Source organism: Blastococcus sp. SYSU DS0616, from assembly GCF_054051015.1.
Genome location: NZ_JBJHAJ010000001.1, coordinates 258,453 through 282,713 on the forward strand (window position 1 = coordinate 258,453; position 24,261 = coordinate 282,713).

The following is a 24,261-nucleotide window of genomic DNA, read 5'->3' on the forward strand; positions in this document are numbered from 1 at the left end:
GGCGCTGCCTCGCTGCAGACATGTATCTCTCCTCGGTGTGCCACGTCCGGCGGGTCGCCGGCAGGTTCTGGGGGGTGGGGAAGTCAGTGCATGGGGATCAGGGGGCGGAGCCGGTGCCGGGCCGGTCGCCGCCCGGCGCGCCGGGCACGCTCGAGCCGCCGGACACCGCGCCGGCCGGGGTGCCCCCCGCGACCGCGCCGCCGGACGACGACTCGCCCCGGCCGGAGCGCAGGCGGGACAGCCAGCCGGAGCCGCGGCGCCCCTCGGCCAGCCGCGTCTGCAGCAGGACGGCGACCACGATGATCACGCCCTGCGCGACGGCCTGGACCGAGCTGGACAGGTTGTTGAGCGTGAAGATGTTGCCCAGCGTGATGAGGATCAGCACGCCGAGGACGGTGCCGACGATCGTGCCGCGGCCACCGGTGAGCAGGGTGCCGCCGATGACGACGGCGGCGATCACCTGGAGTTCCAGCAGCGTGCCGTGGGTGGAGGTGCCGGTCGTCGTCCGCGCCATGAGCATCACCGCGCCGATGCCGCAGGTGACGCCGGAGAGCACGTAGAGCTTCAAGGTGTGCCACTGCACGCGGATGCCGGCCAGCCGGGCAGCCTCGGCGTTGCCGCCGACGGCGAAGGTGTGCCGGCCGAAGGTCGTGCGGTTGAGCAGGACCCAGCCGGCGACCGAGACGAGCGCCCAGATGATCACCAGCATCGGGATGCCGAGGACGTCGCCGGTGAAGAAGTCGAGGAAGCCCTCGTTCTGCACGATCTGGGTGCGGCGGTTGGCGATGATCTCGGCCAGGCCGCGGGCCGAGACCAGCATGGCGAGGGTGGCGATGAAGGCCACCAGCCGGCCGTAGGCGATGACGATCCCGTTGACCAGCCCCGCGCCGGCGCCGACCGCGATCGCCGTGAACACCATGACGATCCAGTGGAAGTCCTCGGCCATGGCCTGGGTGGCCAGCGTGGTCGCCCACACCGACGACAGCGCGACCAGCGCGCCCACCGAGAGGTCGATGCCACCGCCGATGATCACGAACGTCATGCCGATGCTGACCACGCCGACGACCGCGGCCAGCCGCAGGATGGTCAGCACGTTGTTGATGTCGACGAAGCGTTCCGGCGCGGTGACCGCGCCGACGATGCAGAGCAGGGCCAGCGCGACGACGAGGCCGACCAGCGGCCCCGCCGACCCGGCCATGAAACCGGCGCGCCTGCCGCCGTTCCCCTCGGGCGCGCGGCCCTTCGGCGTCGCGGGCGCGCCCGCTCCCCCGGTCGTCGCGGTGCTGCCGGTCATGCCACGTCCCCTTCGTGCTGCTGTGCGGTGGGCTGCTGCCGGTCGCCGCGCTGGCGCGGGCCTACCGATCCCTCCATGACGAGGTCGAGCACGGCGTGCTCGTCGAGCGCGTCGGCCGGCCGCTCGGCGACGACCGATCCGTCGGAGATCACCAGCACCCGGTCGGCCAGGCCCAGCACCTCGGGGATCTCGCTGGAGACCACGACGACGGCGACCCCGCGGTCGGCCAGCTCGCGGATCAGCGCGTAGATCTCCGAGCGGGCGCCGACGTCGACGCCGCGGGTGGGCTCGTCGAGGAGCAGGACCCGGCAGTCGCGCAGCAGCCAGCGGGCGAGGACGACCTTCTGCTGGTTGCCGCCCGACAGCGTCCGCACCTCCCGGCTGACGTCGCCCGGGCGGACGTCGAGGGCCTGCGCCTGCTCGCGCGCGGCGTCCTTCTCGTTGCTGCCGGAGAGGAACCCGCCGCGGGCGAACCGGGCCAGGCTGGCGATGCTCATGTTGCGGTAGACGGCGTCGCCGAGGAGCAGCGCCTGGCTCTTGCGCTCCTCGGGGGCAAGCCCGACGCCGGCGGCCACCGCGGCGGAGACCCGGCCCGGGCGCAGCCGCTGGCCCGCCACCGAGACGGTGCCGCCGGTCGCCCGGCGCGCGCCGTAGACGGTCTCGAGGATCTCCGAGCGCCCCGAGCCCACCAGCCCGGCGAGGCCGACCACCTCGCCCGGGCGGACGTCGAAGGACACCCCCCGGAACGTGCCGCGCAGGCTCAGGTCGCGCACCGAGAGCAGCGGCTCCGCGGCGGGGACGGCCCGGCGCTCGGGGAAGACGTACTCGATGTCGCGGCCGGTCATCAGCTCGATCACCTGGCGGGTCGTGGTGTCCCGCACCGGCAGCCCGGTGGCCACGGTGCGCCCGTCCTTGAGCACGGTGATCCGGTCGCCCACCTCGCGGATCTCCTCGAGGCGGTGGGAGATGTAGACGACCGCGACGCCGTCGCGGGTCAGGTCCCGGATCACCTCGAACAGGTGCTGGACCTCTTCGTTGTCCAGGACGGCCGACGGCTCGTCCATGACGATCAGCTGCGCGTCCTGGGAGAGCGCCCGGGCGATGCTGACCATCTGCTGCGCGGCGGCGGGCAGCGAGCCGACCTCCGCGGTGGGCCGGATCTCCGGGTGGCCGAGCCGGGCCAGCAGCTTGCCGGCGGCCTCGTTCGCCGGCGCCGGCCGGGCGAGGCCGAACCGCGACCGCTCGCGGCCCAGGAAGATGTTGTCGGCCACGGTGAGGCCGGCCACCAGGTCGAGCTCCTGGTAGATGGTGGCGATGCCGTGCTTCATCGCCACCTGCGGGTTGGTCAGGGAGACCTGCTCGCCGCGCCACTCGATCCGCCCGCCGTCGGGCTGGTGCGCGCCCGCGAGCACCTTGATCAGGGTCGACTTCCCGGCGCCGTTCTGCCCGAGCAGGCAGTGCACCTCCCCGGCCCGCACATCGAGATCGACGCCGTCGAGCGCGCGCACCCCCGGAAACGTCTTGACGATGCCGTGCATCGCCAGGAGCGGCGCACCTCCCGCGCCGTCGTGCCCCACCGGTGCACCGGCCACTGCGCCCACCTCCGGTACTTCTGCTCACCATTGACCATTAGTCCGCTGAGCGAGCAACATATGTGCCGCGTCACAGGGGGTCAAGGTTCCGGGCGCCGGTTACCGAACCGAGACCTCGACGCCGGCCCGGGCGCTCTCCTCGCCTTCCGCGCGAGCCGGACCGCTACCGTGCGGCGCGTGATCGTCGTGCCGGCCGCCGTCGCCGTCGCCCTGCTGGCCGGCCTGGCCGTCTTCCAGGCGGCGCTCGTCGCCGGCGCCCCGCTCGGCCACCTCGCCTGGGGCGGGCGCCACCGCGTGCTCCCCCGCCGGCTGCGCATCGGCAGCGCGCTGTCGATCGCGCTGTACGCGCTCTTCGCGCTCACCATCCGGGCGTCCGCCACGCAGCTCACCGTGCCGGGCGCCGCGGGGGGCGTGAACGCCGGGATCTGGGTGCTGACGGCCTACTTCGGACTCGGCGTGGCGGTGAACGCCGCGTCGCACAGCCGGGCGGAGCGCGCCGTGATGACCCCGGTGTGCCTGGTCCTGGCGGCCTTCTGCCTCGTGCTGGCCCTGCAGTCCTGAGGGCGCCGGTCAGCGCGCCAGGGCCTGGACCGAGTCCTCGTCCAGGAACTCCTCGATCGCCATGAGCGCGGCACCGACGCGGCCGGAGCGCTCGGGAGCCTCGCTCACGGTGATCTCCAGGGCGCGGGCGGCCAGCGGCATCGAGCGGCGGTAGACGGCCTCCCGGATGCCCGCGAGCAGCGGGACGCCGGCCTGCGCCACACCCCCGGTCATGACGATGCGGTGCGGGTTGAAGAAGTTGACCAGCGCGGCGAGCACCGTGCCGATCGTGCGCCCCGCGCCGCGGACCAGCTCCAGCGCCACGCCGTCCCCCTGGGCGGCGAGCCGCACGACCTCGCGGACGGTCTCCACCGGCAACCCCGCGGCGACGGCGTCCCGCAACAGCGCGCCGCCGCCGGCGATCGCCTCCAGGCAGTTCTCCTGCCCGCACCGGCACACGACGGTGCGGCCGTCGGGCTGGGCGACGTGGATGTGCCCGATGTCGCCGGCGCTGCCCTGCGCCCCCCGGTACACCCGACCGTCGACGATCACGCCGCAGCCGATGCCCGTCCCCACCTTGACGACCAGCACGTCCTGCACCGAGCCGGCGACGCCGATCTCCCCCAGCGCCATGACGTTCACGTCGTTGTCGACGTAGACCGGGCACTCGTACCGGCCGAACGCGCTGGGGATCGGGTAGTCGTGCCAGCCCGGCATGATCGGCGGATGCGAGGGTCGGCCGGTCGAGAACTCCACCGGGCCGGGCACGCCCACGCCCACCGCGCAGACGTCGCCCGCCGTCAGCCCCGCCTCGGCGAGCACCTGCTGGGCCAGCCGGTCGACCTCCGCCAGCACCGGCCCGGGGCCGTCGGCGATGTCGATGGGGTGGCCGACGGTCGCGAGGATCTGGGCGGACAGGTCGGTGACGGCGACGTCGACGCTGGTCACCCCGAGGTCGACGGCGATCACGCAGCCGGCGCCGCTGTTGAAGCGCAGCAGCGTCGGCGGGCGGCCGCCGGTGCTCCAGCCACGCCCGCCCTCCGCCAGCAGGTTCGCGGCGATGAGCTGATCGACCCGTGCGCTCACGGTGTTGCGGGAGGCGCCCGTCAGCGCGACCAGGTCCGCCCGGCTCCGGGCGCGGCCGGTCCGCACGTGACGCAACAGCACGCCGGCAGACGCAGAGGTGGACGCCACGCCGTCATAGTGACACGCCGCGCCCGCACCGCCGGTGGCGCGAGGCCGCCACACGCACACGTCGGGCACGGGGTTGCCCGACGTGTGCTGGGGCACTGGTCGGGTCATGCTGGTTGAGCACTGGACCAGCTCCACCGACCAGAAAGGTGTGCTCCCGTGGGTCTGCCCATCACCCTGTCCGAGATCCCACCCCGGCTCTCCGCCGGCGCCTTCATCCTCAACAGCGGCCTCGGCAAGCGCGGTGCCGACGAGCAGGCGGCGGCCGGCATGCACGGCTTCGCCAGCGGCACGTACCCGTTCCTCGCGCGGATGGAGCCGCAGCAGTTCGCGAAGGCGCTGTCCACCGCCGAGATCGCCGTCGGTGCGGCGCTGCTCACGCCGTTCGTGCCCACCGCCGTTGCCGGCGCTGCGCTCACCGCCTTCTCCGGCGGGCTGCTCGGGCTCTACCTGAAGACGCCGGGCATGCGGAAGGAGGGCAGCCTCGCCCCCACCGAGCAGGGGCTGGCGATCGCCAAGGACAGCTGGCTGCTCGGCATCGGCATCGGCATGCTGGTGCGCGGCACCCTCGAGCGCGAGCCGCGGCGGGTGCGCAAGGCCGCGAAGACGCTCGACAAGGCCAACAAGCGGGCCGCGAAGGCCCGCCGCCGCCTCAGCGACTGACCTCCCCGGGAGGCTCCTCCCCGGGCAGGTTCACCAGGCCGACCAGCCGGCGCCGGCGCTCGTCGCCGGGCCGGTTGGCCAGCCGTGCCTGCAGCACCCCGCGGAGTTCGGTGAGCAGCTCGTCGAACTCGGCGTCGGTGAGCCAGAGGCCGACCTGGCGGTAACCGACCCCGTCGCGCACCAGGTCGGGCTCCCCGCGGTCGAGGTAGCGGTCGAAGTCCGCCAGCAGCGAGGCGACGAACGTGGTGAACGCCCGCCGGTGGTCCTCGCCCGTCATGGTGGCGAGGTCGTCGGCCGATACCTCCGCCGCCGACGACACCAGGCGGTAGCTGCGCTCCGCGGCGCCGCGGACCCTCCGCTCCCCCACCACCTCGAGCACCCCGGCGTCGGCGAGGACGCCGACGTGCCGGTAGAGCGACGCGACCGGCACGTCGGGCAGCGCGGAGCGCACCTCTCCCGTGGTGAGCGTGCGGCCGCCGAGGAAGGCCTGCACCACGCGCAGCCGGACGGGGTGCAGCAGCAGGTCCACCGAGTTCACGCGCTCACCGTTCTCATCCTTGACAACAGTCTCACGCGTGAGAATAGTGTCCGCCATGGCCACGCTGCAACTGACACCTTCCACCGTCGCGGTGCGCCTCACCCTCGGCGAGAAGATCGCCGGCCTGCTACGGGACGTGGAAGTGCCGCGCTCGGCGGTCCGCTCGGCCGAGGTGGTGGCCGACGCCCTGCCGGCCACGCGCGGCCTGCGCGCCCCCGGCCTGGCCCTCCCCGGTGCCCGGAAGATCGGCACCTGGCGGCGCCCCGGCGAGCGCACGCTGGTCTGCGTGCGCCGGGGGCAGCCGGCGGTCCGCGTCCGCCTGACGGGCCAGGGGTACGACACCCTGCTCGTCGGCACCGACGACGCCCCGGCCGTGGCCGCCGCGCTGCACCCGGTCGCCTGACGTGCGCGACGTCCCGGTCCAGATCCCCGGCGCCACCCCGCTCGCCGGCACCCTCTCGCTCCCCGAGTCAGCACCGCCCGCGCCCGCCGTCCTGCTGGCGTCCGGCTCCGGCCCGCTCGACCGCGACTCGAACCACCGCCGCGCCCGCTTCGACGTCACCCGCCAGCTGGCGCACGCCCTGGCCGGGGCGGGCATCGCGTCGCTGCGCTACGACAAGCGCGGGGTCGGCGGCAGCCCCGGCGACTGGCGGGCCGCCGGTCTGCACGACAACGTCGAGGACCTGGCCGCCGCGCTCGACGTCCTGCGCGCCCGGCCGGAGGTCGACCCGGAGCGGGTGCTGCTCGCCGGGCACAGCGAGGGCGCGATCCTCGCGGCCTCGCTCGCCGCCCGCGGCGCGCCCGTGGCCGGGCTGGTGCTGCTCGCCATGAGCGCCACCCGCGGCGAGGAGCTCTTGCGGTGGCAGGCGCGGCAGATCGCGCCGACCCTCCCGGCGCCGGTGCGGTTCCTGCTCCGCCTCCTGCGCACCGACCTGGAGGCGAAGGTCGCGGCCAACCACGCACGGGTCAAGGCCACCACCACCGACGTCGCCCGCATCGGCGGCGCCCGGGTCAACGCCCGGTGGACCCGGGAGTTCCTGGCACATGACCCACGGGAGGACCTCGCCCGGATCACGGTCCCGGTCCTGGCGGTCACCGGCGCCAAGGACCTGCAGGTGCGGCCGGAGGACCTGGCGGTGGTCGCGGCCACCGTGGGCGGGCCGGTGGAGACGCACCTGGTCCCCGACCTCACCCACACGCTGCGGCGGCAGGCCGGGCCGGCGTCGATGAGCGCCTACCGGAAGGAGCTGCGGTCCCCCGTCGACGCGGAGCTCCTCGCCACCGTCGCCGACTGGTGCCGGCGGACCACCCGCCCCTGAACGCGGGACGGGCGGGCACCCGGGGAGGTCCCGGGGTGCCCGCCCGCCGCCGGGCCGGTCTGCTCAGCGGACGCCGAGCAGGTGCTCCATCGCCAGCTGGTCGAGCCGCTCGAACTGCAGCCCGCGGGCACCCAGGGTCTCCGGGTCGTGGGCCTCGTTGCGCAGGGCGTCGAGGCTCTCGCCCTCGGCCAGGGTCGGCACGGCGAGCTCGGCCACGCGCGCGGCCTCCAGCGCCTCGGCGACCTCGGGATCGGCCCGGAACGCCTGCGCCTTCTCCTTGAGGATCAGGTAGTTGCGCATGCAGGCGCGGGCGGTCTCCCAGACACCGTCGATGTCCTCGGTCCGCGGCGGCTTGTAGTCGAAGTGCAGGTAGCCGTCGTAGGCCTTCCCCGACCCGGAGCCGAGCAGCGTGTCGACGGTCCAGAACGCCCCGCGCAGGTTGCCCGCGCCGAAGCGCAGGTCCTGGTCGAAGCGCGGGCCGTGCTGGCCGTTGAGGTCGACGTGGAAGAGCTTGTCGTGCCACAGCGCCTGGCCGATGCCCATGGCGAAGTTGAGCCCGGCCATCTCCTCGTGCCCGACCTCGGGGTTCAGCCCGACGCGGGTCGGCTCCTCGAGCTCGTTGATGAAGGCGATCGCGTGGCCGATGGTCGGCAGCAGGATGTCGCCGCGCGGCTCGTTCGGCTTGGGCTCCAGGGCGAACCGGATGTCGTAGCCCTTCTCCCGCACGTAGGAGCAGAGCAGGTCCAGGCCCTCCTTGTACCGGTCCAGCGCGGCGGCGACGTCCTTGGTGCCACCGGACTCCGCACCCTCACGTCCGCCCCACAGCACGTAGGTCTTCGCGCCCAGCTCGGCGGCCAGGTCGATGTTGCGCAGCACCTTGGCGAGGGCGTACCGGCGGACGGCGCGGTCGTTGGCGGTGAAGCCGCCGTCCTTGAACACCGGGGCGCCGAACAGGTTGGTGGTCGCCATCTCCACGCCCATGCCGGTCTCGGCCAGCGCCTTCTTGAACCGCTCGAGAGTGGCGTCGCGGGTGGCGTCGTCGGGCACCAGGTCGTCGTCGTGGAAGGTGACGGCGGCGGCACCGAGCTCGGCGAGCCGGTGCACCGACTCCACCGGGTCCAGCGGGGGCCGGACGGCGCCGCCGAAGACGTCGACGCCCTGCCAGCCCACGGTCCAGAGACCGAAGCTGAACTTGTCGTCCTTGGTCGGGGTGTAGTCGGTCATGCGGGGATCTCCATCCGGGTCGATCGGTTGGCTGCACTGCGCGCGAGGGCCTCCGGCACACGCTGGATCGCGCGGCCCGGGGCGGACGAGGGGGTCGGCTGGTCGCCGGTGGTGGGGTGGGCCGCGGAAGAGGGGCCGGTGGCGGTCATCGGGCCCCGGCGCCTGTCGGCGTGAGCGAGGGCACCGGCACCAGCGTCGGGTCCTCGAGGACGGACTCCAGGGCGACGTGCGCGCCCCCGCGGACGGCCGCGGTGAACCCCAGGGTGGAGAGGACGACGCGCGCACCGGCGACGCCGGGCCCGAGCACACGGGCCTCCAGCTCGGTGAGCAGCGGCTCCATGAGGTACTCCCCCAGCACCGCGAAGTACCCGCCGAGGATGACCACCCGGGGGTTGAAGAGGTTGATGAGCACGGCGGCGCCGGTCCCGAGGGAGGTGCCGACCTGCCGGAGCGCGGCGAGCGTGCGGGCGTCACCGGCCTCGGCGCGGGCAGCGACCTCCGCCAGCCGCGCCTCCAGGTCACGGCCCGGATCGGCCACCGGGTCACCGGGATCGGCGGCCGCGCGCAGCAGGGCGGCCAGGCCGACGACGGTCTCCCAGCAGCCGCGCCGCCCGCAGCCGCAGACGGCGTCCGGATCGCCGAGCGAGGTGTGCCCGACCTCGCCGGAGAGCCCACCGGCTCCGCGCAGCAGCCGGCCGCCGACGATCACGCCACCGCCGACACCCACCTCACCGGTCAGGTAGACCAGGTCGGAGGTCCGCGCCTCGGAGCCCATGGCCCACTCGGCGATGGCCGAGAGGTTGGCGTCGTTCTCGACGCGGATCGGGAAGTCGGTGCCCAGGCGGGCGCGCAGCCCGTCGAGGACGGCGACGTCGCGCCAGCCGATGTTCGGCGCCAGCGTCACGACGCCGTCGAGGCTGCGGACCAGGCCGGCGACCGCCACGGTCAGGCCGGCCGGGCTGGCCCCGGTCGCCGCGGCCGCGGCGACCGCGTCGGAGACCAGGCCGGCGACCGCGTCCAGGGTGCGTTCGGCGCCGAGCGCGGGGAGGTCGAGCGCGAGCCGCTGCTCGAAGAGCACCTCGCCCCGCAGGTCGAGCACGAGCGCGGCGGCGTAGTCGACGTTCAGCTCGACGCCGATGCCGCACACGCAGGCGCCGTCCAGGTGCACGGTGAGCCCCGGGCGCCCCACCGAACCGGCGCGGTCGACCTCCCCGGTGGTGACCAGGCGACGGTCGGCGAGCTCGGCCACCAGGCTGGACACCGTGGCCTTGTTCAGGCCGGTCTCCTGGGCGATGCGGGCGCGGGAGCGCGGGCCGTGGTCGCGGAGGTGCCGCAGGACCAGCCCCAGGTTGGTGCGGCGCACCGTCGCCTGGTCGGCCGGAGCGCGCCGTTCGGAGGACCCGTCGTACAGCGGTGGAACCTCGCCCACGTCCACCTCCTCGGGGTCGCCGCCGACATTCGTCGGTTGAGCAAACAAATTAGGGGCCGCCGGTCGGGCGGTCAAGACGGACCGCCGCCGCGCCGGGCGCCCGGGGCAGGACCCTCCGCCGGGCGCGACGGGCGGAGGCGGCCTAAGGTCCCCTTCCCATGACCGCCGTGTGCGCTCCGCCACCCGCTCCCCTGCCCCTCCCCGCTGCCCCGGGACGGGAGCACGTCCGATGACGCTCGTGGCGGGCGTCGACACCTCGACGCAGGCGTGCAAGGTCGTCGTCCGGGACTCCGACTCCGGCGAGCTGGTCCGGTCGGGGCGGGCGCCGCACCCGCCCGGCACCGAGGTGGATCCCCGTGCCTGGGAGGAGGCGTTCCGGGCCGCGGCCGCGGAGGCGGGCGGCCTCGACGACGTCGCCGCGCTCGCCGTCGGCGGGCAGCAGCACGGCATGGTCTGCCTCGACGAACGGGGCGAGGTGGTCCGCGACGCGCTGCTGTGGAACGACGTGCGGTCGGCCCCGGCGGCGGCGGAGCTGATCCGCGAGCTCGGCGACGGCGACGAGCAGGCCGGCCGCCAGGCGTGGGCCGATGCCGTGGGGCTGGTGCCGGTCGCGTCGTTCACCGCGACGAAGCTGCGCTGGCTGGCCGACGCCGAACCCGGCAACGCCGACCGCACCGCCGCCGTCTGCCTCCCCCACGACTGGCTGACCTGGCGGCTCTCGGCCGACCGCGACCTCGGCACCCTGGTCACCGACCGCGGCGACGCCAGCGGCACCGCGTACTGGTCGGCCCGCACCGGCGAGTACCGCCTCGACCTGCTCGAGCGCGCCATGCGCGGGCGGCGCCCGGCGGTTCCGCGCGTGGCCGGGCCGGCCGAGCGGGTGGGCAGCCTCGCCGGCGGCTCCGGCGGCTCCGGCGTCCTGGGCCCCGGCACGGGCGACAACGCCGCGGCCGCGCTGGGCCTGGCCGCGCGACCGGGCGACGTCGTCGTCTCGATCGGCACCTCCGGCGTCGTCTCGGCCGTCACCCCCACGGCCGTCGCCGACGTGACCGGCACCGTGGCCGGATTTGCCGACGCCACCGGCAACCACCTCCCGCTGGTGGCGACGCTCAACGCCGCCCGCGTGCTCGACGCCGCCGCCGCGCTGCTCGGCGTCGACCACGCCACCCTGTCGGAGCTGGCGCTCTCGGCTCCCTCGGGCGCCGACGGGCTCGTGCTCGTGCCGTACCTGGAGGGCGAGCGGACGCCGAACCTGCCCGACGCCACCGGCTCGGTGCACGGCCTCACCCTGCGCACCTCCACACCGGCGCACTGGGCCCGCGCGACGATCGAGGGCCTGCTGTGCGGCCTGGCCGACGGCATCGAGGCGGTCGTCGCCCAAGGGGTGGAGGTCGAGCGGGTGCTGCTGATCGGCGGCGCCGCCCGCTCACCCGCCGTGCAGCAGCTGGCCCCGGGCATCTTCGGCCGCCCCGTCCTCGTACCGGCCCCCGGCGAGTACGTCGCCGACGGTGCCGCGCGACAGGCCGCCTGGGCGCTCTCCGGCGCCGACGCCCCGCCGGAGTGGGCACAACCGGGGCTGCAGGAGTTCGACGCGCCGGCAGCCACGCACGTCCGCGAGCGCTACGCCGAGGTGCGGGGCCGCACCGACGGCCAGTAAAAGGACCCCGTCCTCCTCACCGCTCGCAGGCTCGCGGTGAGCCTCTGGACGGGGCCGTTCCAGCGCGTCACCGCCCACCATCCGCTCCGCTCGTGGCGGGTCCCTGAAGGGTGGCCGTTCCAGCACGTCACTCCCACACCTCGCTCCGCTCGTGGCGGGGCGACCACGCGGTGCGGCAGCGGTGTCCGGCGCATCCGGCTGCCGCACGGCGCGGACGAGGCGGGATGGTCAGAACGAGCGGAGCAGGGCGGCGAGCTGGGCCGGGTGCGTCTGCACCGTCATGTGCGCCGCACCCGGCAGCTCGACCAGCCGGCCCCGCGGCGCGGCCGACGCCACCCGCGCCGCCCAGTCCCCGGGGCAGAGCGCGTCCCGATCGCCGCGCACGACGACGACCGGCGCCGCGACCCGGGCCAGGCGCCCCTCGATGCCGTCGGGCGCGGCCACCCGCCACAGGGCCCCCATCGCGCGCGGTCCGGTGTGCAACCACTGCCGGACGATGAGCGGCACCTGCCACCAGGGCTCGGCGAGGGCCGTGCGCACCCAGCGGGCGGCCAGCACCCGGAACCGGCGCATCCGCGGATCGGTGGTCGGCCCGCACAGCACGACCCCCGCGACCCGGGGATCGCCCGCGGCCGCGGCCACCACCTGGCAGCTCTGCGAGTGCCCGACCAGGACCACGGGCCCCGCCGGCAGCGCCGCCACCAGGTGCCGCGCCAGGTCGTCGACCGACGGCACGCGCTCGGCGCGGCCCATGCCCGGCAGGACGACGACGTCGACAGGAACTTCTGCCCGCAACCTGCGGGCGGAACGTTCATCCAGCCCGAGACCGGGAACGAGAAGGAGCGACACCGATCGTGGCACCCGGATGGTCTACCGGCCCCGCGTCCGGCCCGCGAGCCGACCGAGGGGCCCGCGGCGTGACACGCATCTCCCGGGGTGTCCACGACCGGCGTGGGCCGAGGTGGAAGGATGAAACATCATGACGACATCACCAGCGCAGGCGCAGGCCCCGATCGACTCCCCCGGCGGCCGGCCGCGCGTCGTCATCATCGGCTCCGGCTTCGGCGGGCTCTTCGCCGCACAGGCGCTGAAGAAGGCACCGGTCGACGTCACGCTGATCGGCAAGACCGCCCAGCACCTCTTCCAGCCGCTGCTCTACCAGGTGGCCACCGGCATCCTCTCCGAGGGCGAGATCGCGCCCGCGACCCGGGAGATCCTGCGCCGCCAGGAGAACGCCCAGGTCGTCCTCGGCGAGGTGACCGAGATCGACGTGGCCGCCCGTACGGTGACCTCGGAGATCCTCGGCCGGAAGCTGGTGCACCCGTACGACGAGCTGATCGTCGCGGCGGGCGCAGGGCAGTCGTACTTCGGCAACGACCACTTCGCCGAGTTCGCGCCCGGCATGAAGAGCATCGACGACGCCCTGGAGCTCCGCGGCCGGATCTTCGGCGCCTTCGAGCTGGCCGAGATCGCCAAGGACCCGGCCGAGGTCGACCGGCTCCTCACCTTCGTCGTCGTCGGCGCCGGCCCCACCGGCGTCGAGATGGCCGGGCAGATCGCCGAGCTGGCCCGCCGCACCCTGCGCCGCGACTTCCGGAACATCGACCCCACCAGCGCCCGGATCATCCTGCTCGACGCCGCGCCCGCCGTGCTGCCGTCCTTCGGCAAGAAGCTGGGCGAGCGCGCCCGCCGGCAGCTGAACGAGATCGGCGTCGACGTGCAGCTCGGCGCGATGGTCACCGACGTCGACGCCGACGGCCTCGAGGTCAAGGACACCGACGGCCAGGTCCGCCGCATCCAGGCGGCCACCAAGATATGGGCCGCCGGCGTGCAGGCCAGCGAGCTGGGCCGCATGCTCGGCGAGCAGACCGGGGCCGAGGTCGACCGCGCCGGCCGCATCTCCGTCCAGCCCGACCTCACGCTGCCCGGCCACCCCGAGATCCACGTCGTCGGCGACATGATGGCGCTGGGCAAGCTCCCCGGGGTCGCGCAGGTGGCGATCCAGGGTGGGCGGTACGCCGCGGAGGCGATCAGGCGGCGCGCTACCGGCAAGGCCCCGCAGCAGCCGTTCCGGTACAAGGACAAGGGTTCGATGGCGACCATCAGCCGGTTCTCCGCGGTGGCCGACGTCGGGAAGCTCAAGTTCGAGGGCTTCTTCGCCTGGGTGCTGTGGCTGGTCGTCCACCTGATGTACATCGTGGGCTTCAAGAGCCGCGTGACCACCGTCCTGCACTGGATGGTCAGCTTCCTCGGCCGCGGCCGGTCCGAGCGGGTCGCCACCCAGCAGCAGGTCTACGGCCGGCTCGCGCTGGAACAGCTGGGTCCCCGGTGGGAGGTGTCCAAGACGGGCGGGCCGAAGGACGTCGACCCGGCCGGCGAGGACATGACCCAGCGGGACTCCGCCTGACCGGTACACCGGCCGGGTGATCCCTCCCCCGCCCGGTGCATGTTCGGGGCGGGGAGGGTAGCCGCTCCTCGTGTCAGGACGACGAGGTCAGGCAAGTGCAGCCCGCTCGCAGACACCCCTGTGGCTGTGGCCGGCGATCGCCGGGGTCACCGCGGCCGCCGCGGGCTGGGCCCTGGGCATGGTGGAGCCCCGCGGCGGCGTCCTCGCGGCGCTGTGGCCGGCCGACACCAGCGCCGCCGGCACGCTGCTCCAACTGGTGGCCACCGCCGCGGTCACCATCACCACCCTGACCTTCAGCATCACGATCGTGGCGCTGCAGCTGGCCTCGCAGCAGTTCTCCCCCCGACTGCTGCGCGACTTCACCCGCGACCCGGTCACCAAGCGGGTCCTGTCGGTGCTCACCGCGACGTTCGTCCTCGCCGTCACCGGGCTGCGCGGGATCAACCAGGACCAGCCGGTGCCCACGCTCGTCTGCCTGGCCGCCGCGCTGCTCGGGATCGCCTGCGTCGGTGCCCTGCTGGCCTTCATCAGCCACATGGTCCGCATGCTCCGCGTCGACACGATGATGACGCGCGTCCACAACGACGCCCGGCGGGCGATCGAGACGTTCTACGGCCCGTACGCCGACCACGGGCAGCGGTCGCCCGACGAGATCGACCTGGAGACGGCCGAGGGACGGCTGGTTCCCGCGGCCGGCAGCGGCTTCGTGGAGGTGGTGGACACCGGGACGCTGGTCGATGCCGCCCGGGCGCACGACACCGTCGTCCGCGTCGAGGTCCGGCCGGGCGACCAGGTCACGATGGGCACGCCCCTGGGCACGGTGTGGGGCGCGTCCGAGGAGCTCGACGACGCCGTCCGGGCCGCCGTGGTGCTCAACAACGAGCGGACCATCGACCAGGACGCCGGCTTCGGGTTCCGCCAGCTGGAGGACATCGCCGTGAAGGCCATGTCCCCGAGCGTGAACGACCCGGTCACCGCCGCGACGGCGATCGGCCACATGGGCGATCTGCTGGTCCGGCTCACCGGCCGGCACCTCGGGCCCACGCTGCACGAGGACGAGGACGGCACCGGCCGGGCGATCGTCCCCGACCGGGACCTGCGGTACTACCTCGATCTCGCCTGCGGTCAGGTGGCGCGCTTCGGCGGGAACGAGCCCACGCTGATCACCGCCCTGCTGCGGATGCTCCGCGACGTGGCCGTCGCCTGCCGGGACGACGAGCAGCGGGCGGAGGTCGCCCGGGCCGCCGACCTGGTCGCCGAGGAGCTCTCGCCGGACTGGAGCCCGACGGACACCGCGACCGTCGAGCTGCACCGCGAGCAGGTCACCGCTGCCCTCGAGGGGCGGACCGTCGACGCGTTCGCCGACCGCGCCGGCGAGACCCGCTCGATGTGAGCGGCGGGGGTCAGACCCGGCCCAGCCACCACTCCAGCGCCGCGGCCACGCCCTCGGGCCGGACCACGTGCCCGCCGTCGAACTCCACGTAGGTGAGGTCCTCGCCCGCGTCGCGGAAGCCGGCCGCCAGGCGCCGGCCGCACCGCGCGACCGGCAGCACCCGGTCCTCCGTGCCGTGGGTGATCCACAGCCGTGGTCGGCCGACGCGCGCCGGCGGGTGCGCGAAGCCCGGCGAGAACGCGAAGACCGCGTCGAACAGGTCCCCGTTGGCCGGCCCGATCGACAGCGCGTAGGAGGCGCCGTCGGAGAACCCGCCCACCGCGCACCGGGTGACCGGCACCCGGTCGGTCACCTGCGCCAGCGCCGCGTCCAGCACCGCGACGTCCCGGCCGAGCCGGCCGGCGACGAGGTCCCAGGTGGGGGCGCCGGACCGCGGCGCCAGCACCAGCACCCCGCGCGCGCCGGCAGCGGCACCGACCGCCGCCAGGCTCTGCGCGGGCTCGCCTCCGGCGCCGTGGAAGAAGACCAGCAGCGGGCGCGGTGCCGGCTCGCCCGCCGGGACGGCCAGCAACACCTCCGCGCCGCCTCCCAGGTCGAGCGCGTGCACCCCGGGCGGCCACGGCTCCCCCGTGGGTGCCACGACCGGCCGGCTGCCGAGGCGGCCCGCGGCGTGCCCCGCCCCGGTCATGCGTCGAACGCCGCGACGGGCACGTGCTCCTCGGCCCGCTCCAGGTGCAACGGCTGCAGCGGCGTGGTGTCGTCGAGGTAGAGGAAGGCGTCGTAGCGCTCGCCCAGCACGGTGGCCACGTAGTTCCCCCACTTCTCCCGCGAGGACCGGTACACGACGCCGATGGCGCGGTGGTCCAGCCGCCGGCGCAGCCACTCGGGCTGGTCGCCGCGCGGGAAGACGAACTGCGCGTCCTCGCCCAGGGCGTCGTGCAACCGCGCCTCGAGGCTGCCCGACCGCGCCGGCGGGACCGCCATCCGCTCCATCTGCGCGCCCCACTCCCGGCCGGCGATCACCCCGCCGCGGTACCCGCCGAAGCCGACGAGGACGACGTCGTCGGCGCCGTGCCGCTCGCGCAGGAGCTGACCGACGTTCGTCATCCCGGCGGCGGCCATGTCGGTCGCCCGGGCGTCCCCGATGTGGGTGTTGTGCTCCCACACGACCACCTTGCGGCCGGTGTGCGCGAGGAGCCGGTCGAGGGTGTCGACCATGTGCACGTCGCGGACGTTCCACGACTCGGCCGACCCGCGGATCATGGCCCGGTAGTAGCGCTCGGCATCGACCACCACCGCGGCGTTCTGCTCGGCGGAGAACCGCGCCTCTGCGTCGGCCCCGGACTCCGCACGGCCGCGCTCCTCGCACAGCGACCGCAGGAGGTCGACCGCGGCCTGCTCGCAGGAGGAGGGGGTGAACCGGCTGGCGAAGGCGTACTCGGCACCGTCCTCGCCGAAGGGCTCGAAGCAGGCCAGCGCCTGCTTGGCCTGGTCGACGTGCTGGGGCTCGTGCTCGGCCAGCCAGCCGACCAGCGCGTGCATGGACTCCCACAGGCTGTAGACGTCGACGCCGTAGAAGCCGACGCGCGCGTCCTCCGGCAGGCCCGCGTTGTGCTCGCGCAGCCAGCGGCAGAAGTCCACCACGTCGTCGTTGGCCCACATCCACGTGGGCCACCGGGAGAAGGCGTCGAGCGCGTCGCGCGGATCGGCGTCGGCGTCCTCCCGCAGCCGGACGCTGCGGTTGACCCGGTAGCAGTCGGGCCAGTCCCCCTCGACGGCGACCAGGCCGAAACCGTGCTCCTCGACCAGCCGCCGGGTGAGGGCCGCCCGCCAGGCGTAGTACTCGTGGGTGCCGTGGCTGGCCTCGCCGATCGCCACGATGCGCGCGTCACCGACGCGGTCGAGGAGCGGGTCGAGGTCGGCCGCCGTGCGCAGCGGGCGGGCCAGGTCGCGGATCTGCTCGCCGAGTCGGTCAGCCATCGGGTCTCCCTTCGCGCACGACGGCGGCGGCGACCTCGCGCAGGTCACCGGTGCGCCGCCAGACGGACCGTTGCCGAGCAGCCGAGGTACCCCGGCGGAACAGCCGCTGCACCAGGTCGCGGACCTCGGCCTCCTCGCCGTGGTCGGCGAGGTCGTCGGCGAGCTCGGCGAGGAGCGCCTCGACGGCGGCGCGGGCGTCGACCAGGACGCCGGCGACCGGGTCGAACAGCTGCCCGCCGATGCCGTCGCGCGCGGCCCGCCAGCGAGCGGCACGCAGCAGCTCGGTGCGCACCGCGGGCACCGCCTCACCGCGCTGCGCCCGCTCGGCGAGCACCCGGACGAGCGAGCGGACCAGCGCGGCGTGCAGCACGGCGTCGTCCAGGTCGGTGCACACGTCGGCCAGCCGGAACTCCAGCGTGGGCAGGTGCGACGACGGCCGGACGTCCCAGTACAGGTGCGACGCGTCGCCGATCACGCCGGCGTCGACCAGCCCGGTCACGACCGCCCGGAACCGGTCGGCGGAGCCGAGCGCCTCCGGGATCCCGGCGTGCGGCCACCGCCCCCACAGCAGCGTCCGGTAGCTCTCGTAGCCGGTGTCGGCGCCGTCGTGCAACGGCGAGCTGCCGGTCATGGCCAGCAGCACGGGCAGGTAGGGGCGGACCCGGTCGAGCACGGCCACCGCCGTGTCCAGGTCGGGCACGCCCACGTGCACGTGGCAGCCGCAGATGTCCTGCCGCTGCGCGAGGCCTGCCCAGCGCTCGACCATCGCCTCGTAGCGGGGCCCCGGGGTGATCACCTGCTCCTGCCAGCCCGCCGCGGGGTGCGTCGAGGCCGGCAGCAGCGCCACCCCGGCCCCCGCCGCGGCGGCGCGCGCCTGCGCACGGGTGCCGGCGAGCTCGGCGCGCACCTCGTCCAGCGACCGGCACACGCCGGTGGCCGTCTCCAGCTGCGTCGTGCTGATCTCCGGGTGGACCCGCTCCCCGAACTCGTGGCGCACCGCCGCCGCGGCGAGCCCCGGGCTCTGTGCCAGCCGGTAGGTCTGCGGGTCGACGAGGTGGAACTCCTCCTCCACCCCCACCGTGGCGCCCACGACGCCCGGGGGGCGACCGGAGGACTCCACGCGCGCTCCTGCGGGGCCGCGGCCGGGACGTCCGGCGCTGCCGGGCGCCCGGGCCTGGGGTCGGCTGCTTGCCCAGCCGCAGGGCCACCGTACGGCCGGGCCGGCCCGGCTGCACCCGAGGCGCCCACGCCCCGGGCCCCACCCGGAGTGGTGGTATCCGATCGCCCGGCGTCCCCGGCGGCCCGGTGACCAGCGAGGATGGACCGCAACGGGGAGGAGGCGCGGTGCAGACCGGACGACGGATGCCCGCGGCGCTCCTGGCGGTGGTCTACGCCGTCAGCGGTGCGCTGTGCTGGGTGGGCGCTGCCGCGCCGATGGACGACGCCACCCCCGTGGGCCTGCTGCAGGTGCTGGGCGCCGTCGGGCTGGGCGCCGGCGCCGGGCTCGGCGTCGCCGGGGTCCGGGCGCGCCCGTGGGCCCTGCACGGCGCGGTGGCCCTGCTGTCGGTGCTCCTCGGGGTGCTCGCCTGGCGGTCGGCCACGGCCGTCGGTGTGGTCGGCCTGGGCCCGGCGATGATCGGCATCGGGCTGTACGCCGCGCACTTCCTGCCGCTGCCCGCCGCCCGGGTGCACGCCGGCCTGGTCATCCTCTCGGGCAGCGTCGGTGCCTGGGCCGCGGCCCCGTCGGGCTTCCTGCCCGCCTGGCTGCCGGTCGTGGCGTCGGTCGCCGTGCTGACCGAGGTGCAGGGGCGGCTGGCGCGGCAGCTGCGCCGTGCCGCGGGCACCGACCCGCTCACCGGCGTCGCCAACCGCCGCGCGTGGGAGGAGCAGGCCGCCGGGCACCTGTCGCGTGCGGCGCGCACCGGGGAACCGCTCAGCTTCGCGATCCTGGACCTCGACGACTTCAAGGGGGTCAACGACCGGGACGGCCACCGCGCCGGCGACGAGCTCCTGCGCGACCTCACCGCCAGCTGGAGCGGCCGGCTGCGCCGCGCGGACCTGCTGGGCCGCTACGGGGGCGACGAGTTCGTGCTCTGCCTGCCGGCGACCGACGAGGAGGCGACGCGGGAGCTGCTGGAGCAGCTCGACCGCACGCATCCCGCCACGTGGACGGCCGGGGTCGCGCAGGCCCGTCCCGGCGACGACGTGACCGCCGTGCTCGCCCGCGCCGACGAGCAGCTCTACCGGAAGAAGCGCAGCGGCCGCACCGGGTGACCGGCGTGCGGGCCGGCGTCAGCCGCGGCGCCAGTCGTCGGCCTGGAGGTGCGACCCCGCCATCGGGCCCATCTGCAGCATCCCGCCGTCGACGGCCCAGGACGCCCCGGTGACGTAGCCGGCGGCCGGCGAGGCGAGGAAGGCGATGACGGCCGCCACCTCGCGGGCGTCCCCCGGGCGGCGCAGCGGCACACCGGGCCGCTCGTGGCCGGGAGCGGTGGGGTCCTCGTCCCCCTGGCCGGTCATGGGGGTGGCGATCTCGCCCGGCGCGACGGAGTTCACGGTGATGCCGTGCTCCGCCAGCTCGAGGGCGGCCACCTTCGTGAGCAGCCCGAGCCCGCCCTTGGCCGCGCAGTAGCCGGCCGCACCGACCCGGGGGGCGTGCTCGTGCACGCTGGTGACGTTCACGATCCGCCCGCCGCCCCCGGCCGCGACCATCCGGCGCGCGGCGCGCTGGAGGCAGAGGAACGCACCGTCGAGGTCGGTGGCCAGCACCTCGCGCCAGGTGTCGAACTCCAGGTCCAGCAGCGGCGTCATGTGACCGGTGCCCGCATCGTTGACCAGCACGTCGAGGCCGCCGAGGGCATCGGCCAGCTCGTCGACGACGTCGGCGGCGCCGGGCAGCCGGGTCAGGTCCAGGTGGCGGACCTCGGCCCGCCGGCCCCGTGCGCGCACCTGCTCGGCGGTCGCCTCGCCGGCCTCGCGGTCGCGGTACCAGGTGATGCCCACGTCGCAGCCCTGCTCGGCCAGGGCCACCGCGACGGCGCGCCCGATGCCGGACTCCGATCCCGTGACGAGCGCGACCCGCCCGCTGCCTGCGGTCATGGCAGCGACGCTAACGATCCCGGAACAGGCCCGCAGCGCGATGGGTCCCGGCCCCCCGCTGGGTAGGGGTGGAGCATGGACGCCACCCGATCCCTGCTCGCCCGGCTCCTGCTCGCGTTCGCCGCCGTCCTGCTCACCACCACCGGCTGCGTGGTCGTGGACACGTCGTCGCCCGGCACCGGCACCGGCTCCGCGCCCGAACCCGACGAGCCACCGTCGGCCGAGGACGGCGACGTGGAGGACCGGATGGCCCGGGACGTCCTGGACCGGGTGAACGACGAGCGGGCGGCGCGGGACCTGCCGCCGTTGGAGTGGGACGAGGAGCTGGCGACCGTCGCGCGCGAGTGGAGCGAGCAGATGGCCGAGAACGACCAGATCGAGCACCAGGACATGCGCGAGGTGCTCGATCTGGAGGAGCTGGACGGCTACGCCGGGATCGGGGAGAACGTGTTCACCGCATCGGCGCCGGTGCCCGCCGGGACGGCGCACGTCGGGTGGATGCGCTCCGACGGCCACCGGGTCAACGTGCTCAACCCGGGCTGGGACCGCATCGGCATCGGCTTCCACTGCGCCCCCGACGGCTCGGTCTGGGGGACCCAGCAGTTCGGGCGCACGGTCGGCTCCGACCGCCCCGAGGTCAGCCGGGAGACGCCGCCGGAGGAGCCGATCGCCCGGCCCGAGGAGGACGGCCCCAGCTGTGGTTGAGGCGCGGGAGCGGGTCCGCCGGCTGCGGCGGCGGCTGGGCGAGGGCTACCGGCGGGTGCCCGAGCCGGCCCGGCGCTTCCTCGCCTGGCTGCGCAGCCCGGAGTTCCTCACCACCAGCTCCAGCCTCGCGTTCTACGCGATGGTCTCGCTGCCGCCGATGGTGCTGCTGGGCTTCTGGGGAGCGGGCCTGGTGGTCGACCAGTCCGCGCTGCAGGACCTCGGCACCGAGGTGGACGCCCAGGCGCCCGACCAGCTGCCGGTCGCCGACGTGCTGCGCGCGCTGATCGACGTCGCCGCCGAGACCGGGCCGGTGGCGGCGGTGGCGGCGGTCTGGCCGGCGACCACCTACGGCGCCGCCCTCGCCCGGGCGTTGAGCGAGGTGGCGCCGCGGTCGGAGCAGCGGATGCGCGGCTGGAAGGGCCGGCTGCTGGCGCTGGCGATCATCGCCGTGCTGCCGGTGGCGGTGTTCTCGGGGCTCGCGGCGCTGTACCTGGTGCCGCGGCTGCTCGGGTCGGGGACGGCGGTGCGCATCGCGATGGGTCTGGGGTCGCTGGCGCTGCTCGGCGTGCTCATCGGGCTCGTCTACGCACTGTTCCGCCTGTGGGAGACGCGGATCAGCGACGTCGTCGTCGGCGCCGCGACCGCGACCTGCCTGGTCGCCGCCACCACCGGCGGCTACCTCGTCTACCTCGAGTACGCCGACTTCACCGCGCGCTACGGGGCGACGGCGCTGGCGACGGCGGTGCTGCTCGGGCTCTGGCTGCTGCTCGGCAACGCCGCGCTGATCGCCGGGTACCGCGTCATGGCCCGCCGGGTGCACGCCCGCCGTCCCCGGGACCCGGGGCCGGACGACGCCCGGGACCGAGCCGGGGACCACCTCGGCGACCGAGCCAGTTCCCGCGCCACGGACCAGGCCGGGGACCGGGCAGCGGACGCGGTCGGTTCCCGGACCGCGGACCGGGCCGGCACCGGTGACCGGGAGCCGGCGCGGCGGTGAGGCCGCCTCGGTTCCTCGGCGCCGCGGAACGGTCGTAGCCGCGGCCTAGCGTCCCGGGTGACCCCACCGGCCCGGCGGAAGGCGGACGGCCATGACCAGCGGCACCCCCACCCCCGGCGGCACGGCGGCCCTCCCCGCCGAACGGGCCGATCTGCTCGAGACCCTCTCCACCCACCGGCACTTCCTCCGTTTCACCGTCCACGGGCTCACCGACGAGCAGGCACGGCAGCGGCCCACGGCCAGCGAGCTGACACTGGGTGGCCTGATCAAGCACGTCGCCGCCACCGAGGCGGCGTGGGCACGGTTCGTGGTCGAGGGCACCGAGGCGATGGCCGCCCCGGCCGACGCAACGCGCCGCGATGCGTGGGCGCAGGAGTTCCGCCTGCTCCCGGAGGAGACCCTCGACGGCGTGCTGGCGCGGTACGCGGAGGTCGCCCGGCGCACCGACGAGCTGGTGCGCACGCTGCCGGACCTCGACGCGTCCCACCCGCTGCCGGAGGCCCCGTGGTTCGAGCCGGGGGCGCACCGCTCGGCCCGCCGCGTCTTCCTGCACATCGTGGCCGAGACCGCCCAGCACGCCGGCCACGCCGACATCCTGCGGGAGTCCCTGGACGGGCAGAAGACGATGGGCTGAGGCTCCTCGTCCGGCCGGTCCGCCGGCGCCTCGGCCTCCGCCGCGCCACGGGCGACAGGCCGGTTCAGCCCGGCCCGTCGCCCGCGAGCTCCTCGGCGTGGGCGACGGCGCGATCCCGCAGTTCCGCCGCGTCCTCGGCTTCGCGCTGGGCGGCGTTCTGCCGGCGCTGCGCCCGCTTGAGGACGGCGGCGGCCTCGCCGGCGGCCCGCTCGGCCTCGGCGAGCTCGTCGGCCAGCTCCTCGACGCGCGCCTGCAGGGCACCGCGTCGCTGCTCGAGCTGCTCCACCTCGCGGCGCTGCTCCGCGGCAGCGGCGGCTGCCTCCTCGGCGGCCGCGGTGGCCTCCTCCGCGGCGGCCCGGGCACGGGCCAGCTCCCGGCGGCGCTTCTCCTCCTCGGCCCGGCGGCGTTCCTCCCGCTCCCGCTCCCGGCGCTCGGCAGCGGTGGGGCCGGTCGGCCTCTCCTCCCCCGCCGTCCGCGCCGCCGCGTTCCTCGCCGGACGGGTCGGGGACCCCGACGACCGGACCAGCCGCAGCGCCGGACGCGGTGCGACGGTCCCCAGCCCGCTGTAGGACATCGCTCCGGTCAGCCGGCCGGTGAGCAGTGCCGCCCCGGCGTCCGGATCCGCCATGGCCGCGCGCAGGGTCTCCTCCACCTGACCGGACACCGACGCGCTCACCGGGTGGCCACGCTCGCGGGCGAGGGCGGCGGCCTGCCGGGTGAGCGCGTTCAGCAACTGGCCGCGCTGGGTGTTCAGCGCCCGGAGCTCGTCCCCGGCCAGGTTCTCCTGGGCCCCGCGGAGCAGGTCGCCCAGCTCGACCAGGCCCTCGATCTCCTCGCGGTGGGCGCGGACGAGCAGGTTGCAGACCCAGGCGGCGGTCGACGGCTTGGGCAGCGCCGCGATCTCCTTGGCCAGCGCCTTGTCCCCGGCGGCCCTGGCCTCGCGCTGGCGCTCCGTGCGCAGGGCGACGAACTCCCCGGGGGCGGCCTCGTACAGCTCGTCGGCCACCTCGTCGAACTCCACGCCCCTCCCCCAGTGCTACGAACTCGTGGTGATCGGCACCTGATCACCACGAGTTCGTAGCATTCGTGGCCGCGGGACGCTCAGCAGCAGGCCGCGGCGAGCCGGGCGTCGCTGTCGGAGTCCTCCGTCCGGCAGCAGGCGCCGTCCCCGCTGACGGCGGAGAGCTCGGCGGCCGTCTGCCCCTCCAGGTCGGGGCGCGCGTCCGCCTTCACGGTGTAGACCTCCCACGGCTCGCCGCCGGGCCCGGTCACCCAGACCTTGTCCTGGACGGCGTAGCAGCAGGTGGTGTCCGCCTCCGGCCGGGTCGCCAGGCCGGCGTCGGCCAGCCGGTCGGTGGCCGCGGTGACCTCGTCGGTGGAGGCGACCTCCACACCCAGGTGGTCCATGCGGGTGGGCTCCCCCGGCACGCCCTCGAGCAGCACCAGCTTCAGCGGCGGCTCGGCGACGGCGAAGTTCGCGTAACCGGGCCGCCGCTTGGCCGGGGCGGTGTCGAAGAGCCGGGAGTAGAAGTCGACCGCGGCGTCGAGGTCGGCGACGCGGAGGGCGAGCTGCACGCGGGACATGGTTCCTCCTCGGGA

Annotated in this window: 24 protein-coding genes; 11 read left to right on the plus strand and 13 right to left on the minus strand. The window is 75.3% G+C overall.

All coding sequences use genetic code 11. The features are described from left to right. Positions 1-97: 97 nt before the first annotated feature. Together ACI79K_RS01240 and ACI79K_RS01245 are read right to left on the minus strand one after the other, a co-directional pair. Positions 98-1,294: an ABC transporter permease gene (locus ACI79K_RS01240; RefSeq protein WP_456589445.1), complete on the minus strand. Its 1,197-nt coding sequence runs from the start codon at positions 1,292-1,294 to the stop codon at positions 98-100. Continuing rightward, positions 1,291-2,886, minus strand: coding sequence for a sugar ABC transporter ATP-binding protein (locus tag ACI79K_RS01245; RefSeq protein WP_456596595.1), 1,596 nt, complete (start codon positions 2,884-2,886; stop codon positions 1,291-1,293). Before ACI79K_RS01245 ends, ACI79K_RS01240 begins: the two co-directional genes overlap by 4 nt. Before the next feature lie 177 nt (positions 2,887-3,063). On the opposite strand from ACI79K_RS01245, the gene ACI79K_RS01250 reads away from it, so the two are divergent. Continuing rightward, the gene (locus ACI79K_RS01250) at positions 3,064-3,447 is read left to right on the plus strand and encodes a hypothetical protein (protein ID WP_456598722.1); all 384 of its coding nucleotides are present in this window, start codon (positions 3,064-3,066) and stop codon (positions 3,445-3,447) included. Between the two features lie 9 nt (positions 3,448-3,456). Here the strand turns inward: ACI79K_RS01250 and ACI79K_RS01255 are convergent, their stop codons facing one another. Further along, positions 3,457-4,593: an ROK family protein gene (locus ACI79K_RS01255; protein ID WP_456596594.1), complete on the minus strand. Its 1,137-nt coding sequence runs from the start codon at positions 4,591-4,593 to the stop codon at positions 3,457-3,459. Positions 4,594-4,776: 183 nt separating this feature from the next. On the opposite strand from ACI79K_RS01255, the gene ACI79K_RS01260 reads away from it, so the two are divergent. Next, entirely contained in the window at positions 4,777-5,280 is a 504-nt protein-coding gene (locus tag ACI79K_RS01260) for a hypothetical protein (protein WP_456589441.1), read from the plus strand. On the opposite strand, the gene ACI79K_RS01265 is transcribed toward ACI79K_RS01260, so the two are convergent. Then, positions 5,270-5,818 (minus strand): helix-turn-helix domain-containing protein, encoded by a 549-nt coding sequence (locus tag ACI79K_RS01265; RefSeq protein WP_456589440.1) that lies wholly within the window; start codon positions 5,816-5,818, stop codon positions 5,270-5,272. The genes ACI79K_RS01260 and ACI79K_RS01265 overlap by 11 nt on opposite strands. A gap of 37 nt (positions 5,819-5,855) precedes the next feature. On the opposite strand from ACI79K_RS01265, the gene ACI79K_RS01270 reads away from it, so the two are divergent. Together ACI79K_RS01270 and ACI79K_RS01275 are read left to right on the plus strand one after the other, a co-directional pair. After that, the gene (locus ACI79K_RS01270; protein WP_456589439.1) at positions 5,856-6,221 is read left to right on the plus strand and encodes a hypothetical protein; all 366 of its coding nucleotides are present in this window, start codon (positions 5,856-5,858) and stop codon (positions 6,219-6,221) included. A gap of 1 nt (position 6,222) precedes the next feature. Continuing rightward, positions 6,223-7,137 (plus strand): alpha/beta hydrolase family protein, encoded by a 915-nt coding sequence (locus tag ACI79K_RS01275; protein WP_456598723.1) that lies wholly within the window; start codon positions 6,223-6,225, stop codon positions 7,135-7,137. A 63-nt stretch (positions 7,138-7,200) separates the two neighbouring features. On the opposite strand, the gene xylA is transcribed toward ACI79K_RS01275, so the two are convergent. Beyond that, entirely contained in the window at positions 7,201-8,361 is a 1,161-nt protein-coding gene (gene xylA, locus ACI79K_RS01280; RefSeq protein ID WP_456598724.1) for a xylose isomerase, read from the minus strand. Between the two features lie 145 nt (positions 8,362-8,506). Beyond that, positions 8,507-9,790 carry an ROK family transcriptional regulator gene (locus tag ACI79K_RS01285; RefSeq protein ID WP_456598725.1) on the minus strand — a complete coding sequence of 428 codons (1,284 nt, stop codon included), beginning with the start codon at positions 9,788-9,790 and terminating at the stop codon, positions 8,507-8,509. A gap of 229 nt (positions 9,791-10,019) precedes the next feature. Between ACI79K_RS01285 and ACI79K_RS01290 the strand changes: the two genes are divergently transcribed. Continuing rightward, on the plus strand, positions 10,020-11,447 hold the full coding sequence (locus ACI79K_RS01290) for an FGGY-family carbohydrate kinase (RefSeq protein WP_456598726.1): 1,428 nt from the start codon (positions 10,020-10,022) through the stop codon (positions 11,445-11,447). A 228-nt stretch (positions 11,448-11,675) separates the two neighbouring features. On the opposite strand, the gene ACI79K_RS01295 is transcribed toward ACI79K_RS01290, so the two are convergent. Further along, a complete protein-coding gene (locus ACI79K_RS01295; RefSeq protein ID WP_456598727.1) occupies positions 11,676-12,308 on the minus strand; it encodes an alpha/beta fold hydrolase in 633 nt (210 codons plus the stop codon). Between the two features lie 118 nt (positions 12,309-12,426). Here ACI79K_RS01295 and ACI79K_RS01300 point away from each other — a divergent pair, with 118 nt between their 5' ends. Together ACI79K_RS01300 and ACI79K_RS01305 are read left to right on the plus strand one after the other, a co-directional pair. Continuing rightward, a complete protein-coding gene (locus tag ACI79K_RS01300; RefSeq protein WP_456598728.1) occupies positions 12,427-13,854 on the plus strand; it encodes an NAD(P)/FAD-dependent oxidoreductase in 1,428 nt (475 codons plus the stop codon). 70 nt (positions 13,855-13,924) lie between these two features. Continuing rightward, complete coding sequence (locus ACI79K_RS01305) at positions 13,925-15,247, plus strand: DUF2254 domain-containing protein (RefSeq protein ID WP_456598729.1); 1,323 nt, start codon at positions 13,925-13,927, stop codon at positions 15,245-15,247. Between the two features lie 10 nt (positions 15,248-15,257). Here ACI79K_RS01305 and ACI79K_RS01310 read toward each other — a convergent pair whose 3' ends face one another. Genes ACI79K_RS01310 through ACI79K_RS01320 form a run of 3 tightly spaced genes read right to left on the minus strand, consistent with a single transcriptional unit; the run spans position 15,258 to position 18,347 of the window. Beyond that, positions 15,258-15,935 carry an alpha/beta hydrolase gene (locus ACI79K_RS01310; RefSeq protein WP_456598730.1) on the minus strand — a complete coding sequence of 226 codons (678 nt, stop codon included), beginning with the start codon at positions 15,933-15,935 and terminating at the stop codon, positions 15,258-15,260. Continuing rightward, positions 15,932-17,227, minus strand: a complete 1,296-nt coding sequence (locus ACI79K_RS01315) for an erythromycin esterase family protein (RefSeq protein ID WP_456598731.1) — start codon at positions 17,225-17,227, stop codon at positions 15,932-15,934. The genes ACI79K_RS01310 and ACI79K_RS01315 overlap by 4 nt, the downstream gene beginning before the upstream one ends. Then, positions 17,220-18,347: a carboxylate-amine ligase gene (locus tag ACI79K_RS01320; RefSeq protein WP_456598732.1), complete on the minus strand. Its 1,128-nt coding sequence runs from the start codon at positions 18,345-18,347 to the stop codon at positions 17,220-17,222. The genes ACI79K_RS01315 and ACI79K_RS01320 overlap by 8 nt, the downstream gene beginning before the upstream one ends. A 224-nt stretch (positions 18,348-18,571) precedes the next feature. Here ACI79K_RS01320 and ACI79K_RS01325 point away from each other — a divergent pair, with 224 nt between their 5' ends. After that, positions 18,572-19,501: a GGDEF domain-containing protein gene (locus tag ACI79K_RS01325; protein ID WP_456589429.1), complete on the plus strand. Its 930-nt coding sequence runs from the start codon at positions 18,572-18,574 to the stop codon at positions 19,499-19,501. Positions 19,502-19,519: 18 nt separating this feature from the next. Here the strand turns inward: ACI79K_RS01325 and ACI79K_RS01330 are convergent, their stop codons facing one another. Continuing rightward, a complete protein-coding gene (locus tag ACI79K_RS01330) occupies positions 19,520-20,326 on the minus strand; it encodes an SDR family oxidoreductase (RefSeq protein WP_456589428.1) in 807 nt (268 codons plus the stop codon). Between the two features lie 75 nt (positions 20,327-20,401). Here ACI79K_RS01330 and ACI79K_RS01335 point away from each other — a divergent pair, with 75 nt between their 5' ends. The 3 genes from ACI79K_RS01335 to ACI79K_RS01345 all read left to right on the plus strand — a co-directional run bounded on the left by ACI79K_RS01335 (position 20,402) and on the right by ACI79K_RS01345 (position 22,662). Beyond that, positions 20,402-21,031, plus strand: coding sequence for a CAP domain-containing protein (locus ACI79K_RS01335; RefSeq protein WP_456589427.1), 630 nt, complete (start codon positions 20,402-20,404; stop codon positions 21,029-21,031). Continuing rightward, positions 21,024-22,028, plus strand: coding sequence for a YihY/virulence factor BrkB family protein (locus tag ACI79K_RS01340; RefSeq protein ID WP_456589426.1), 1,005 nt, complete (start codon positions 21,024-21,026; stop codon positions 22,026-22,028). The genes ACI79K_RS01335 and ACI79K_RS01340 overlap by 8 nt, the downstream gene beginning before the upstream one ends. Before the next feature lie 91 nt (positions 22,029-22,119). Further along, positions 22,120-22,662, plus strand: a complete 543-nt coding sequence (locus tag ACI79K_RS01345; protein ID WP_456589425.1) for a DinB family protein — start codon at positions 22,120-22,122, stop codon at positions 22,660-22,662. Positions 22,663-22,726: 64 nt separating this feature from the next. Here ACI79K_RS01345 and ACI79K_RS01350 read toward each other — a convergent pair whose 3' ends face one another. Both ACI79K_RS01350 and ACI79K_RS01355 read right to left on the minus strand, forming a co-directional pair. After that, on the minus strand, positions 22,727-23,683 hold the full coding sequence (locus tag ACI79K_RS01350; RefSeq protein ID WP_456589424.1) for a hypothetical protein: 957 nt from the start codon (positions 23,681-23,683) through the stop codon (positions 22,727-22,729). An 80-nt stretch (positions 23,684-23,763) separates the two neighbouring features. Next, entirely contained in the window at positions 23,764-24,246 is a 483-nt protein-coding gene (locus tag ACI79K_RS01355) for an ArsI/CadI family heavy metal resistance metalloenzyme (protein WP_456589423.1), read from the minus strand. Between the last annotated feature and the right edge of the window lie 15 nt (positions 24,247-24,261).